The organism is Streptomyces flavofungini (genome assembly GCF_030388665.1).
In the GTDB taxonomy this organism is placed as follows: Bacteria; Actinomycetota; Actinomycetes; order Streptomycetales; family Streptomycetaceae; genus Streptomyces; species Streptomyces flavofungini_A.
This window is the reverse complement of record NZ_CP128846.1, coordinates 1,802,898-1,817,955: the sequence shown is the minus strand read 5'-3', so window position 1 is coordinate 1,817,955 and position 15,058 is coordinate 1,802,898. Positions and strand designations below refer to the sequence as shown.

General features: G+C 75.0%; 10 protein-coding genes. 7 read left to right on the top strand and 3 right to left on the bottom strand.

The features are described 5' to 3' along the window. Positions 1-52: 52 nt before the first annotated feature. The gene (locus tag QUY26_RS07075; protein WP_289944261.1) at positions 53-1,438 is read right to left on the bottom strand and encodes a hypothetical protein; all 1,386 of its coding nucleotides are present in this window, start codon (positions 1,436-1,438) and stop codon (positions 53-55) included. 439 nt (positions 1,439-1,877) lie between these two features. Here QUY26_RS07075 and QUY26_RS07070 point away from each other — a divergent pair, with 439 nt between their 5' ends. The 7 genes from QUY26_RS07070 to QUY26_RS07040 all read left to right on the top strand — a co-directional run bounded on the left by QUY26_RS07070 (position 1,878) and on the right by QUY26_RS07040 (position 10,204). Then, positions 1,878-2,762, top strand: coding sequence for a helix-turn-helix transcriptional regulator (locus QUY26_RS07070; protein WP_289944260.1), 885 nt, complete (start codon positions 1,878-1,880; stop codon positions 2,760-2,762). Positions 2,763-2,771: 9 nt separating this feature from the next. Beyond that, complete coding sequence (locus QUY26_RS07065; protein WP_289944259.1) at positions 2,772-4,568, top strand: gamma-glutamyltransferase family protein; 1,797 nt, start codon at positions 2,772-2,774, stop codon at positions 4,566-4,568. A gap of 147 nt (positions 4,569-4,715) precedes the next feature. Next, entirely contained in the window at positions 4,716-5,570 is an 855-nt protein-coding gene (locus QUY26_RS07060) for an inositol monophosphatase family protein (RefSeq protein WP_289944258.1), read from the top strand. Positions 5,571-5,774: 204 nt separating this feature from the next. After that, a complete protein-coding gene (locus tag QUY26_RS07055) occupies positions 5,775-7,187 on the top strand; it encodes a phytoene desaturase family protein (RefSeq protein ID WP_289955547.1) in 1,413 nt (470 codons plus the stop codon). Beyond that, complete coding sequence (locus QUY26_RS07050; protein ID WP_289944257.1) at positions 7,184-7,738, top strand: O-acetyl-ADP-ribose deacetylase; 555 nt, start codon at positions 7,184-7,186, stop codon at positions 7,736-7,738. The genes QUY26_RS07055 and QUY26_RS07050 overlap by 4 nt, the downstream gene beginning before the upstream one ends. A 50-nt stretch (positions 7,739-7,788) precedes the next feature. After that, a complete protein-coding gene (locus QUY26_RS07045) occupies positions 7,789-9,702 on the top strand; it encodes an AlkA N-terminal domain-containing protein (RefSeq protein ID WP_289944256.1) in 1,914 nt (637 codons plus the stop codon). Position 9,703: 1 nt separating this feature from the next. Next, on the top strand, positions 9,704-10,204 hold the full coding sequence (locus QUY26_RS07040) for a methylated-DNA--[protein]-cysteine S-methyltransferase (RefSeq protein ID WP_289944255.1): 501 nt from the start codon (positions 9,704-9,706) through the stop codon (positions 10,202-10,204). A 41-nt stretch (positions 10,205-10,245) separates the two neighbouring features. On the opposite strand, the gene QUY26_RS07035 is transcribed toward QUY26_RS07040, so the two are convergent. Then, a complete protein-coding gene (locus tag QUY26_RS07035) occupies positions 10,246-10,740 on the bottom strand; it encodes an NUDIX domain-containing protein (protein WP_289944254.1) in 495 nt (164 codons plus the stop codon). 25 nt (positions 10,741-10,765) lie between these two features. Continuing rightward, complete coding sequence (locus QUY26_RS07030; protein ID WP_289944253.1) at positions 10,766-15,055, bottom strand: SAV_2336 N-terminal domain-related protein; 4,290 nt, start codon at positions 15,053-15,055, stop codon at positions 10,766-10,768. Between the last annotated feature and the right edge of the window lie 3 nt (positions 15,056-15,058).

Genomic DNA, 15,058 nt, shown 5'->3' with positions numbered 1-15,058 from the left:
CCGTCACCCCGGTGGGGCGGGGTACGGGCGGCTGATCTCCGGTGCCGGTCGGTCAGACGACCCGGCGCGGCGGCTTGGAGAACGGGCACGGCTGGGAGAAGAACTCCCGCCGCTCCTGCACGTCCTGGAAGTTCTCCTGCGTGGACGCGCCGGTCGCGGCCAGCAGCATCCCGTCGGAGGAGTCGGGGCCGTCGAGGTAGTCGGTCAGCGGTCCCACCGAGCTGGACGGGACGTGCGCCGCGACGTCGTGCCGCTCCAGGGCGTCGCTCTGCGCCGCGTTGTCCCGCATCTTGCGGACCGTGCGGATGGCGTCCGGAGCGCCGGTGAGCGACTTGGTCTCCCTGCCGCCGAGGTTGTTGCGCGGCAGGTGCAGATGCATGTCGCGCCAGGCGAAGATGAACACCCGCAGCCCCACGCCGTGTCGTTCGAGCCGGGGGAGCAGCGGGTCGGCGACCCCTTCGGCGCGCAGCCGCGCGAGCTCCGCGCCGAACTGCTCGTACAGGTCCGTGAACAGGTGGAACCGCATGCTGACCGAGTGGCTGCCGCTCGTCAGGCCGAGGTTCTCGCGGATCTGGTGGTAGTCGTGGGTGCTGAGGTTGTCGACGATCGGAGGCAGGCACACCTCGACCGGGTCGAACAGCTCGGCGGCGCCGTCCAGGGCGTCGACGGCGGCCGCGATGTCACCGGCGCGGGCGCTGCGGATGGCCGCCTCGATACGGTCGTTGATCTCCCGTACGAGAAGTTCGGGGATCTGGTGAAGTGCCCGGAACTGGGTGAAATAAGTGTCACCGGACAGGTGGTGCTCGTGGACGGCGTGGTGCAGCCGGTCACTGGCGAGCAGCTTCTCCGGGGCGACGCCCGGCGCGGGGTGCGCGGCCTTCGCCAGGTTCGAACTCCATACTCGGGCGTCGTGGTTGGCGACGCGCACGCAGTGCAGGACGCCGAACCATCGGTCCTCCAGGCCGCGTTCGGCGATGACGCCCTCCACGTCGACGAGGCCCTGCCCGGCGAGCGAGGTGAGCCGTTGGTCGAAGCGGCGCAGGGCCGGGGCGAACTCGGCGAACGCGGGGGTCGCCTCGACGTCCCAGCGGGGCGCGGTGTCCGGTACGCCGCCGCTCACGCGCAGGGCGGCGACGCTGAGACGGACCAGGACGCGGTGGAAGCTGCGCACCCAGTGCAAAGCCGTCACGCAGCGGTCGACATCCAGTCTTTCCAGATGGCCGTCGGCGCGGTCGAGAAGGTCAGTGAGGTTGTGCAGCGCGATCTCGGCTGACTGGTAGAGCCCCACGAGCAGGGCCTGCGGGGTGACCGGCTCCGCGGTCGCCTCCTCGCGGGCATCCTCGATGGCGCGCAGGCTCTGCAGGGCGTAGTAGTGCTCGGCGATGACGCCTCGTTCGTTGCGGGTGGGGGTGTGGGAGGCGACAGGCGTGGGGTGCAAGAGACTCTCCCTCGGGGGCGTTTGACGCACCATTGGATGTTGGTGCCCGAATGGTGGTCGATGTCATCTGTCGTACGACATGGGCAGATGCCGTGCTTCTTAGTGAGGCGCATTTCTGGGCGATAGACTGAAATTTTTTCCTGTCCTGTCGACAGGACAGGCGGCCCGTGAATTGCGCGAGGCTGCGGACCCGGTCCGACAACTCCCCACCCGGCAGGGAAGTTCGCTGGTGGGGGGTGGCTCTTCCCGTTCGCTGCACCATGGTTGGCCCGTTCGGCGGGCCGGATACGTGTGTCCAGCACGAGTGGGGCAGCTCCAGACTCGCTCACCTTAGGCGCCAAGTGGTATGGGTAAAAGTGCGTATCGACACGCAAGGAATGCGTTAAGGGCGCAATAAAAATTACGGGGAGACGCTGTGTTGGTTATGTCCGCTATATCCGTGCGTCACTATCAGCGCATGCTCGACCTGGCGATCGAGGCGCTGCGGGAACCGGATCCCGGGCGGCTGTGGCCGCCGGTGGTCTCGGAGTTATTGAACGCCTGCGGCGGTGAGTTCCTGTTCCTGACCCGGGCGGAACGGACGGGCGGCGGGGGCCCGGTCCGTTCCTGGGCCGCGGACGGAGCCGCCGGCCACCGTCTCGACGATCACCTCAGGGAGCGCATCCGCCTCAGCTGCCCCTTCGCGGACCACTACGCCGCGTCCGGCGACCGGGCGCCGCGCACCGCCGCGGACATCCTCGGCGAACGGGAGTGGCACGACAGCGAGACGGCACGGCTGCTGCGGAACCGCCTCGGCACGGACCACCTCCTGGTCCTTCCGCTGCCCGAGACCTCGGGGCCGCGCCGCTGCTTCCTCATCTGCCGCTCCGGGGCGGACTTCACCGACGCCCACCTCGCGTACGCGCGCCGCATCCAGCCCCTGCTCGCGAGCGTCGACGAACAGGCGGAACTCCTCAGCCGCTGGCGCGCTGCGGCCGCGTCGGAGGAGCGGGCCGCCGCATCCGCCGCCGAGGACAGGACCGCCCCACAGGGCGCCGACGAGCCCGTGCCCGGCGGTGACCTCACGCCGCGCGAACTGACCGTCCTCGGTCTGCTCGCCGACGCCCTCACCGCCGCGGTCATCGGCCGCCGCCTCGGCATCTCGGTGCACACCGTGCAGAAGCACATCCAGAGCATCTACCGGAAGCTCGGCACCCGGGACCGGGTCACCACCGTCCTGCGGGCGCAGACCTACGGCCTGATCCCCGCCCCCGCCGGGGCGCCGGAGGCGGGCGGGACGGCAGGCGCGGGAGCCGCCGGGCGGCACCGGATCGACAGGGCCTAACCTGCGGGCATGTTCACGACGCGCCCCACGCTCCAGGGCACCTTCGGCATGGTGTCGTCCACCCACTGGCTCGCCTCGCAGTCCGCGATGGCCGTCCTGGAGGACGGCGGCAACGCCTACGACGCCGCCGTCGCGGCGGGCTTCGTGCTGCATGTGGTCGAGCCGCACCTGAACGGGCCCGCGGGCGAGGTGCCGATCATCCTCGCCCCGGCGGGCGGCGACGTGCGCGTCCTGTGCGGCCAGGGCGTCGCGCCCGCGGGCGCGAGCGTCAGCCACTACCGGGACACCCTCGGCCTCGACCTCGTGCCCGGCACCGGGCCGCTCGCCGCCGCCGTCCCGGGCGCCTTCGACGCGTGGATGCTGCTGCTGCGCGACCACGGCACCAAGTCCCTCGCCGAGGTCCTGACATACGCCATCGGGTACGCCGAGGACGGGCACCCGCCCGTGGAAGGCGTCACGGAGACCGTCGCCGCCGTACGGGAACTCTTCGAGACCGCGTGGACGTCGTCGGCCGAGGTCTACCTGCCGGGCGGTGCCCCGCCCGCCCCCGGCGAACTCCTGCGCAACCCGCGCCTCGCCGCCACCTGGCGGCGGCTCGTCGCCGAGGCCGAGGCCGCGGGCGGCACCGACCGCGACGCGCAGATCGACGCCGCCCGCGAGGTGTGGCGCACCGGATTCATCGCCGAGGCCCTGCTCCGCCAGTCCGCGCGCCCCACCCTGGACACCAGCGGCACGCACCACACCGGCACCCTCACGGCCGCCGACCTCGCCGGCTGGTCGGCCACGTACGAGGACCCGGTCACCCACGACTGGAACGGCTGGACCCTCTGCAAGGCGGGCCCCTGGAGCCAGGGTCCCGCCTTCCTCCAGCAACTCGCCCTGCTTCCCGCCGAATTGCCCGCGTACGGCTCGGCCGCGTACACGCATCTGCTCGTCGAGGGCTGCAAGCTCGCCATGGCGGACCGGGAGGCCTGGTACGGCGACGCCGCCGAGGTGCCGGTCGCCGAACTCCTCTCGCCCGCCTACAACGCCCGGCGCCGGGAACTCATCGGCGACCTGGCCTCCCGCGAGCTGCGGCCCGGACGCCCCGGCGGACGCGAGCCGAGGCTGTCCGCGCACGCGCGGGCCGTCGCCTCCGGGGCCGGTGCGCGCGAGGTCGCGGTGGGCGCGGGGGAGCCGACCGTGGCGCGGGACGGCGGGACCCGGGGTGACACCTGCCACCTGGACGTCGTCGACCGCTGGGGGAACATGGTCGCGGCGACGCCGTCCGGCGGCTGGCTCCAGTCCAACCCCGTCGTGCCCGAGCTCGGCTTCCCCCTCGGCACCCGGCTGCAGATGGCCTGGCTGGAGGAGGGCCTGCCCAACTCCCTCACCCCGGGCCGCCGCCCCCGCACGACGCTGACGCCCTCGCTCGCCCTCAAGGACGGCGTGCCCGTCATGGCCTTCGGCACGCCGGGCGGCGACCAGCAGGACCAGTGGCAGGTGCACTTCTTCCTGTCGGTGGTGCTGCGCCTGCCGGTACGCGGCGGGCTCGACCTGCAAGGCGCCGTCGACGCCCCGAACTGGCACACCGAGTCCTTCCCCGAGTCGTTCTACCCGCGCGGGATGCGGCCGGGCAGCCTCGTCGTCGAGTCCCGCACGGACCCGGAGGTCGTCGCGGAGCTGCGGCGCCGCGGCCACGACGTGACCGTGGGCGGGCCCTGGACGGAGGGGCGGCTGTGCGCGGTGGCGCGGGACCCGCGGACCGGAGTGCTCTCGGCGGCGGCGAATCCGCGGGGGATGCAGGGGTACGCGGTCGGACGGTGAGGCCGCTTGGCATTCCCGGGCGGCGTTCGGAAGGCGCCAAGGGCTTGCTCACTCGGGGGCCGCCCCAGGGTCTCCCTTTCATCCCGATTCCACCCTCTGTTCACCCCGGGAGTCCGCGTTGTCAGTGGTACGTGCTCTCATGGAGGCATGATCGAAACACAGGCAATCAAGGAAAGCATCGACGACTTTCTCGCACGACAGAGCGCTGACGTGGAGCGCGTGGTCCGCGAGGCCGCGGCCGCGGAGATCACCCCGAGGTTCCGGCAGCTCGCCGAGGACGACGTCGTCCAGAAGAGCGGCCCGCACGACCTGGTGACCGTCGCCGACCGGCTGGCGGAGGAGCACCTGACCCGAGAGCTGACGGCCCTGCTGCCCGGCTCGGTCGTCGTCGGCGAGGAGGCGGTGCACGCCGACCCGGCGAGGTACGACGCGATAGCGGGCCAAGCACCGGTCTGGATCGTCGATCCCGTCGACGGGACACGCCAGTTCGTCCACGGAGACCCCGGTTTCTGCACGCTCGTCGCGCTCGCCCTCGACGGCGTCGTCCTGGCCTCGTGGACGTACGCACCCGCGCTCGACGAGTTCGCGACGGCGGTCCGCGGCAAGGGCGCCACGCTCAACGGCACGCCCCTGCGCGCCGGTTCCCCCGAGCCCGGCCGCCCCCTGACGGTGGCCACGTCCCACCCGGACTTCACCACCGACGACCAGAAGCGCGCCCTGCTCGGCCTCACCGCCGAGGGCTTCGCCGCGCGCCCCTGCGGCTCGGCGGGCCTGGAGTATCTCGCCATCGCCCGCGGCGCCCTCGACGCCGTCGCCTTCAGCTGGGAGCTGGCCTGGGACCACGCCGCGGGCCTGCTCCTGGTGGAGGAGGCGGGCGGCGCCCACCGCACCCGCGACGGCGTGCCCTTCGCCATCACCGGCGGCAACGCCCTGCCGTTCACGGCGGCCCGCGACGAGGCCACGGCCCTGCGGGTGGCGGCGGTGCTCGCGAGCCGGGTCTGACGGGGGACGCGACCGCGCGGTCCGGCGCGGTCCGGGCCGCGGGCGATCGGGCAGGTCGACCGGTGCCGCGGCCGTGGCCGGACGCGGCGGCGTGGTGGACCTGCGTGCTGCCGGAGGGCGCCGGGGCCCGGGGAGCGTCCGTGGTCCGGCATATCCTGGGCGGCACTGGCCATCGGCTGACGAAGGAGTCCGAAGGTGCCGTCGATGCTCGATGCCGTCGTCGTGGGGGCGGGACCGAACGGTCTGACCGCTGCCGTGGAGCTGGCCCGCCGCGGCTTCTCCGTGGCCGTCTTCGAGGCCCGCGGCACCGTCGGCGGCGGCGCCCGCACCGAGGAGCTGACCCTCCCCGGCTTCCGGCACGACCCGTGCTCGGCGGCGCACCCCCTCGGCATCAACTCACCCGCGTTCCGCGCCATGCCCCTGGAGCGGTACGGCCTCGCGTGGCTCCAGCCCGAACTGCCCATGGCCCACCCCCTCCTCGACGGCCGCGCCGCCGTGCTCGCGCGCTCCGTCGCCGAGACCGCCGCCTCCTTCGGGCCGCGCGACGCGGGGGCGTACCGCAGGCTCGTCGAGCCCTTCCTGCCCCACTGGGACACCCTGCTGCGGGACTTCATGTCGCTGCCGCTGACCGCGCTGCCCCGCGACCCGGCGCTGCTCGCCCGGTTCGGGCTCGTGGGCCTGCCGCCGTCGACGTGGCTGATGCGGCGCTTTCGGGACGAGCCCGCGCGGGCCCTGTTCTCCGGGCTCGTCGCCCACGTCATCGCGCCGCTCGGCGGCCTCGCCACGGGCGGCGTCGGCATGGTCTTCGCGCTCGCCGCGCACGCCCGCGGCTGGCCGCTGGCCCGCGGCGGCTCGCAGTCCATCTCGGACGCGCTCGCCGCGTACCTCACCGACCTCGGCGGCATCATCCACACCGACTACGAGGTCAAGCGGCTCGACGACCTGCCGCCCGCCCGCGCGTACGTCTTCGACACCTCGCCCGCCGCGCTCGCCCGCATCGCCGGGCTCGGGCGCTACTACGACGACTTCCGGTACGGCGCCGCCGCCTTCAAGATCGACTACGCGCTCGACGGGCCTGTGCCGTGGACCGCGCCCGAGGCACGCGTCGCGGGCACCGTCCAGGTCGGCGCGAGCAGCCGCGAGATCGGCGCCGCGCTGCGGGCCGCGTCCCGCGAGGGCCGGGCGCCGGACGCGCCGTTCCTGATCACCGTGCAGCCCGGCGTCGTCGACTCGTCCCGGGCGCCCGCGGGCAAGCAGGTCTTCTGGGCGTACGGGCACGTCCCCAACGGCTGGCAGGGCGACCTCACCGACGCCATCGAGCGGCAGCTGGAACGCTTCGCCCCCGGCTTCCGCGACCGCGTCCTCGCCCGCGCCACCGCGGGCCCGCCGCAGCTCGCCACCCGCAACGCCAACTACGTCGGCGGCGACATCGCCTGCGGCGCCGCCAGCGGACTCCAGCTCCTGCTGCGGCCCCGGCTCACCGCGTACCCGTACCGGACCCGGCACCCCGCCGTCTTCATCTGCTCGTCGGCGACCCCGCCGGGACCCGGTGTGCACGGCATGTCCGGCCACAACGCGGCCAAGGCCGTCTGGAAGCGGCTGCGGGAGCCCGCGTGAGCGCCCGCATCACCCTTGTCCGGGGCGACATCACCCGCCAGCGCGCCGACGCCCTCGTGAACGCGGCGAACTCCTCGCTGCTCGGCGGCGGAGGCGTCGACGGCGCCATCCACCGGCGCGGCGGCCCCGACATCCTCGCCGACTGCCGCCGCCTGCGGGCCTCGCACTACGGCAAGGGCCTGCCGACCGGCCAGGCCGTGGCGACGACGGCCGGCCGCCTGGACGCCCACCACGTCATCCACACCGTCGGCCCCGTGTGGTCGCCCACCGAGGACCGCTCGGACCTCCTCGCCTCCTGCTACCGGGAGTCCCTGCGGGTCGCGGCCGGCCTGGGAGCCCGCACGGTCGCCTTCCCCGCGATCTCGACGGGGGTGTACCGGTGGCCGCTGGACGACGCGGCACGGATCGCAGTGGACGCCGTGCGGGGCGCCCTGGCGGCGGGCCCGGAGGGAGCGGGGGCGGTCGCGCGGGACCTGGACGAGGTGCGGTTCGTCCTGTTCGACGAGGTCGCGTACCGGGCGTTCGATGAGGCCCTGGCCGCACGAGGTTGATGTCGGATTCTCGCCAGCCCCGGGCCCGGGGGATGTCCGATGCTTGAGCCATGCCGCCCGTGACGCCCACCGCATCCCGAGCCCTCGAGGCCACCGCCCCCGCACCAGCAGCCGACCCGCCCGAGGGCCCGGCCGCCCCCGGCACGCGCGCGGTGACGGGGGCGGCCGGCACGGGGCGTCCCGGCGCGGCCGGGGCCGAGAAGGCCGACTGCTCCGGCCCGGGTGGGACCGAGGGGCCTGACTGCTCCGGCCCGGACGGAGCCCAGGGCGCCGACCACCCCGGCCCCGTCGGAGTCCGGAACGCCGACCGTCCGGGCCCGGCGGCCGCGCAGCACCCCGCCGCCCCCCTCGCCGCCGTCCGAGCCGCCGCGCCCCCAGGGACGTACGGGGACTTCGAGCGCTGTGTGCGGGCCGTGCAGTCCAAGGACGCCCGGTTCGACGGGTGGTTCTTCACCGCGGTCCTGACGACGCGCATCTACTGCCGTCCCAGCTGCCCGGTCGTGCCGCCCAAGCCCGAGAACATGAGCTTCTACCCGAGCGCCGCCGCCTGCCAGCAGGCCGGGTTCCGGGCCTGCAAGCGCTGCCGCCCCGACAGCAGCCCCGGCTCGCCCGAGTGGAACCAGCGGGCCGACCTCGTCGCCCGCGCCATGCGGCTCATCGGTGACGGCGTCGTCGACCGCGAGGGCGTCCCCGGCCTCGCCACCCGCCTCGGCTACAGCACCCGCCAGGTCGAGCGACAGCTCCTCGCCGAACTCGGCGCGGGCCCCCTCGCCCTCGCCCGCGCCCAGCGCGCCCAGACCGCCCGCCTGCTCATCGAGACCACCGCCCTGCCCATGGCCCAGATCGCCTTCGGCGCGGGCTTCTCCTCGATCCGTACGTTCAACGACACCGTCCGCGAGGTCTTCGCGCTCGCCCCCGGGGAGCTCCGGGCCCGGGCGGCGAAGCGGTCCGGGGGCAGGCGCGTGACCCTTGGCGCCGGTTTCAGTGGCGGTGCTGGTGCTGGTGCTGGTGCTGGTGCTGGTGCCGGCGGTGGTGCTCGCGGTCCTGCCCCTGACACCGTTCCCGGCGCCCCCGCCACCATCTCCCTCCGCCTCCCCTTCCGCGCCCCCCTCCACCCCGACAACCTCTTCGGCCACCTCGTCGCCACCGCCGTGCCCGGCGTGGAGGAGTGGCGCGACGGCGCCTACCGCCGCACCCTGCGCCTGCCCTACGGACACGGCATCGTGGGCCTCACCCCGCACCCCGACCACATCGGCTGCCGCCTCGCCCTCACCGACCCGCGCGACCTGACCCTCGCCATCAGCCGCTGCCGTCGCCTGCTCGACCTGGACGCCGACCCCGTCGCCGTCGACGGCCAACTGGCCGACGACCCGCTGCTCGCCCCGCTCGTCGCGAAGGCGCCGGGGCGGCGGGTGCCGCGCACCGTGGACGAGGCCGAGTTCGCCGTCCGCGCCGTCCTCGGCCAGCAGGTCTCCACGGCCGCCGCCCGCACCCACGCCGCCCGCCTCGTCACCGCCCACGGCGAGGCCGTCGACGACCCCGAGGGCGGCCTCACCCACCTCTTCCCCGCGCCGGAGGCCCTCGCCGACCTCGACCCGGAGTCGCTCGCGCTGCCCCGCAGCCGCCGCGCCACCCTGATGACGCTGGTGCGCCACCTCGCCGACGGCACCCTCCAGCTGGGCGTCGAGAACGACTGGGAGCGCGCCCGCGCCCAGCTCGCCGCCCTGCCCGGCTTCGGCCCCTGGACCACGGAGGTCATCGCGATGCGCGCCCTCGGCGACCCGGACGCCTTCCTGCCCTCCGACCTCGGCATCCGGCGCGCCGCCCAGGCACTCGGCCTGCCGCACACCCCCGCCGCCCTCACCGCGCGCGCCGCCGCCTGGCGCCCCTGGCGCGCCTACGCCGTCCAGTACCTGTGGGCCACCGAGGACCACGCCATCAACTACCTCCCGAACGGGACGTGACATGCACCGACAGCACATCGTCGTCGACAGCCCCTACGGGCCGCTCACCCTCGTCGCCACCGACGGCACCCTCAGCGGTCTCTACATGACCGAGCAGCGCCACCGCCCCGCCGAGGAGACCTTCGGCGACCGCGACCCCGCCCCCTTCGGCCCGGCCACGGAGCAGCTTCAGGCCTACTTCGCCGCCGAGTTGAAGGAGTTCGACCTGCCGCTGCGCCTGGACGGCACCCCGTTCCAGCGCTCGGTGTGGCAGCTTCTCCAGGAGATCCCCTACGGCGAGACCCGCACCTACGGCGAACTCGCCGCGGAGCTCGGCAACCCCGCCGCCTCCCGCGCCGTCGGCCTGGCCAACGGCAAGAACCCCATCGGCGTCATCGTCCCCTGCCACCGCGTCATCGGCGCGAACGGCGGCCTCACCGGCTACGGCGGCGGCCTCGACCGCAAGCAGCGCCTCCTCGCCTTCGAGAGCGGAGCCTCCGAGAACGGGTCGGTCCTGTTCTGACGGGGCCCGCGGGAGTCCGGGGGAGGCGGAACGGGGCCGGGTCAGCCGACCCGGCGCCCGTTCTCCAGCTCCACCGCACCCGTCCCCGCGTCGAGCGCGTCGAGCGCGGCGAGGACCCGGCCCGCGAGCGGTCCCGGGAGGTACGTCGGCAGCTCCTCGCGGGTGGCGAGGCGCCACGAGAGCAGTTCCTCCTCCTGGAGCCGGATCGCCTCGAACCGGTCGTCGGCGAGCACCCCGCCGTCGTACAGGAAGGCCACCAGCGGAGGCCGGTCGGGCGTGCCCGGCACCCAGTCCACGGCGAGCAGCCCGCCGGGCGCGATGTCCAGGCCGATCTCCTCGACGGTCTCGCGGCGCGCGCCCTGGCGCGGGCTCTCGCCGTCGTCCGACTCGACGGTGCCGCCGGGAAGGGCCCAGCCCTCGCGGTAGTTGGGCTCCACGAGCAGGACGCGCCCGGCGCGGTCGCGGATGACGCTGGCGGCTCCGGCGAGCACGCGGGGGAGGCTCGCGATGTACGTGGCGTAGTCGAGAGTGGTCACACCGGGAAGCGTAGCGCCAGGTCGATCACCCGCCGGGGCGCTTCGGCGGCGTGAGCAGGCCCCCGGTGGCCAGGGTGTCCGGGTGCTGGGGACCGAGCACGTGCTCTCGCGCCAGGTGCACGTCCACCGCCACGGCGCAGGCCTCGGCGTCGCGCCCCGCCCCCCGCAGGGCGACGGCGAGTTCGTGGCCGCTGGCGAGGGTGTCGGGGTGGTCGGGGCCGTGCACGAGGGCGCGGCCGGCGTACGCGGCACGGGCCTCCTCGGCCGCCTCCTGGTGGCGGCCGAGCATGATCAGGGCGACGGCCAGGTTGTGGCGGCACAGGAGCGTGCCGGGGTGGTACGGGCCGACGGTGGTGTTCCAGGACGACAGGACGGCGCGATAGGCGGAGTACGACTCCCCGTGACGGCCGATGCGGCCGAGGAGGAACGCGCACTGCTGGTGGGCGACGAGAGTGTGGACGTCCCGCGGGCCGAGGGCGCGCGCCCGGCGCTCCGCGGTGTCCGCGCAGAGGCTGAGAGCATCGTCGTAACGGCCCGACATCGTGTACAGGATCGCCAGTTCGTAGGTGCTGTCGAGGGTTTCCGGATGGTCGGGGCCGAGCAGCAGGCGCTGGCTCTCGGCGACGCGCAGCAGGTCCGCGAGCGCGTGCTCGGGGCGGCCAGCGCGGCCGACGGCCACGGCGTTGCGGTGCTCCACGACGAGCTGGGCCTGGCGGGTGGGATCGACGACGGGGGTGGTGGCCGGGGGTGGCTCGGAGAACGGAGTCAGGGGCGGGTCGGGCAGGACGGTGAAGGGGGTGGCCTCGCCTGCGTGCCGGAGGACGCCGTCACACGGCGGGCCGGGGAGCAGGCGTCCGTGGGTGAAGTCGATGACGAAGTCTGCGCCGTCGTGCGTGTGATGACGCATCAGAGACACGATGTGTACCCGGAGTTCAGGCTGTGGCCCCTCCGGCAGGAGGCCCGACACCTCGTCGTGGTCGCGGTCGAGGACGACGACCAGGCGGGACGGGGCGGGCAGCGGCGTGCCCGTGGTCCGTGCCTCGTCGGCGAGCTCCTGGCGGCGCCTCAGCTCCATGCCCAGTGCCCGGGCCGTGCCCGCGGCGTCGCACGTGAGCACGACGTGGGGCAGGCTCCTCGTCCGTCGGCGCAGGAGCCGGGTCGGGTCGTCGCCCACCAGGACGATCTGCACATCGGCGGGGGAGCGGTGGGCGGCGATGCCGAGGACGAGCGCGTCCAGGACCGCGATCCTGTCCTCGCCGTGTCCCTCGAGACCACCGTGCGGGCCCATCCGGTCGAGGTCGAGCACGAGTTCGGCGCCCGAAGCCGTGTGGCCGATGGTGGCGCCGAATACGGCTCCCCGGGCGTGGGTTCGGGCGAACTCCTCGAACCGGTCTGCGACGTCGGCCGCCGACGGCCTCTGGTGCATCAGCGGGCTGCCGCACAGCCGTAGCAGGTCGTGGAACGCGAGCGGCAGGCCCTCACCCATCACCGACGCCAGCACCGAGGCCAACTGGCTGATGTCGTGCGCGAACCCGTCCGGGTGCTCCTCCACGCACCATCCCGTCACGAACACCTCGCCGTCCGCGACCAGGACCCGCGCCGCCGCGAGGTCGCCGTGGGCGATCCCGGCCGCGTGGGCCCCGGCGAGGGCGGCCGCCAACTGCTGCCCGAGCCGGGCGAACGCGACAGGGTCGTCGTAGTGCCCCGACGCGCTCGTGCGGCGCGTCAGGTCGGGCGCGGGACGGTCGCCGTCCCAGATCACCCCGGTCGCGAACCACGCGGGCTCGTCGGCCGGGTCGACCGCTGTCAGGAGCGGGGCGTGCCTGCCGTTCAGGGAGCGCAGCGCCGCCACCTGGCGGGGCAGTGACCCCCTCGCGACCGATCCGGGCCTGGTCAGCCGCACCGAAGCGACGCTGCCCGTGCCGAGGAACCGGCCGAGGAAAAGACCGCTCGTCGTACGCGCCGTGAGATGCCGGGCGAACAGCTGCCAGGGGCCCGCCCGACGCGGGTTCCCCGACGTCAGTGAGCGCCAGTCCGACCCGGGCTCGTCGACGTACGCGGGCACTTCGGGGTCCGGGGAGGTCCAAGGGGCCGCGGCGGACGGCGCACGGGGTGCCTTCCGTGCGCCGCCGTCACCACCGGACAGCGGCGGCCGGTACCCGCCCACCCCCAGCCGCCGCAGCAGCCGCTCGTCCACCCACCCGAACGGCCGCGTCCCCGCGTCGGCCCACTCGGTGCCCGCCGGATGCGCCATCCAGGAGGGGAAGTCCGGTGAACGGCCCGCGAGTTCGGCGAGGCGTCGGCTCACGGCCCGGCCCGTCCGTACCAGGTCCGGTGCCGGGGCCGCGGTCAGGAGCAGCCCGCGGGCCGCGTCCGTGAAGTCGAACGTCCGGTGCTGGGGCGCGAGTCCGCCCGAGTCCGCCGTGCGGCGCATCAGCCCGCTGAGGAAGACCTCCGCCAAGTGCCCCGTCGTGACCTCCGCGCCGAGCGCGTCCTGCGTCAGGCGCATCACCGGCACCGAAAGGGGCGCGAGCGCGGCCAGTTGGGCGGCGAGGCGGTACGCCTGCGGGGACGCGGCGGCACGGAAGCGCAGGACGGCTCGGGCGGCGGCGTTGGAGCTTTCCGTGTGCCCGGTCTGCTCGGTCTGCCCGGTCCGCCCGGTCCACCCGGTCTGCTCGGTGTGCGCTGTGTGCTCGACGCGCCCGGCGGATTCGGGATGTGCGATGCCTTGGGCGTCCCCGGCGGCTCCGGTGGGCCCGGAACCCCCGGTGGGCCCGGCATCGCCCACGGCCCCGACGGTCCCGGCATCCCCGGCGGAAGGGCGCGCGCGGAGCGCGGGCGTCGCCCCCGGATCCGGCCCCGCCAGGAGCGGCAGCACCGCGCTCGTGCCCGGCGACGCCACCAGCGTCGCCCACGCCCCCACCGCGTCCGGCTCCGGCGCGAGCACCGGCACCGGGATGCCGTCGAACGACGCGAGTTCGGGCGGGAGCACCGGATCGGCCACGTCCCAGGTGAGGTTGGGCGCGCCGCGTCGCCGCGTGGTGACCTGCCAGCGCTCGGCGCGCAGGCCGGAGCCGTCCCACAGGTGCTCCGGCAGGGCGTGCAGGACGGCGGTCGGGCCGCACCTCGCCCACTGCTTGAGGGCTGTCCGCATCCGGCCGTCGCGCCAGGCCGCGCCGACGCCGTCGCTGACGACGAGGACCAGGGTGTTGCCGCCGGGGTCGGCGACGGTGGCGGGGGACAGGACGGCCGTGCCGGGGCTGTAGGCGCGGCCCAGCAGGGGCGCGGCGGCGCCGCGGGTGTCGAGGCCGAGCACCCGTACCGTACGGAACGCGCCGCTGCGTTCGAGCAGTTGGCGGGTCTCCGCGGCGAGCCGCTGCCACAGCAGCATGGACACGCCGTCGTCCACGAGCAGCGCCAGGTCGAGCCAGCGCGCGCGGCCGGGGCGCAGGACGGCGTCCGCGAGCCCGCTCTCGGCGGCCGAGTCGGCGCTCGCGGCCTCGTCGAGCTCCCACCGGCGCGGGTCCGGTCGGCTCTGCTTCAACGGCCGCAGTGCCCGCCCGAGTTGGAGCTGGCCCGCGCCCAACCCCGTGGTGCCGGGGGTGCGGACGGGCAGGGCGCGGGAGGCGCGTGGGGAGACGCGTGGCGCAACGGCACCGGCGTGCAGCGGTGTGGCGCCGCGGGCCGCGGGCCGGGCGTCGGGGGCGGGCAGACCACGGGCGACCGCGCCGGATGGCGGCCGTCGGGTCGGCGGCGTGTACCCGGGAGGCTGTGCCGCCGCGGTGGGGCTCCCGGAGGCCCGGCCCTCGCCCCACGGGTCGGCGTCGGTGACGGCTTCGGCGGGTGGTGGGCCGGTGATCGGGGCGTCGAGGTCGTCCGGGGGCGAAAGCGGCGGTGTGAGCCCGGTCGCCCGCGCCAACGGCGCGGACGCGTCCGAGGGCAGCCGGTCCGCCAGCCACAGGGCGTCGAGCAACTCCTCGCGGGAGAGGGCGATGCCGCTGGCGGAGAGGGTGGCGAGGACGTCGCGGAGGGGCTGCGGGGGCGCGGGCCGCCGGGCGTACCGGGACTGGAGGGCGTACCGGGACCGGAGGGCGTCCGTCATGTCCTGGGAGGGCCTGCTCTCCGGGGGGAGCCAGGGCCGGGCCGCGGCGTCGTCGCCCGCGCCCCGCGGTTCGTGCGGAGGGTGCTGCCCGCCCGCCCGCAGCTCGCTCCAGGAGGAAGCGGGCGGCCAGTCCGGAGGCGGCGACTCCGGTACGGGGACGGCCCCGTCCTCCCACGTGGGGTCCCGCTCGTCCTCCGGCGGCTCCGCCCCCACCGG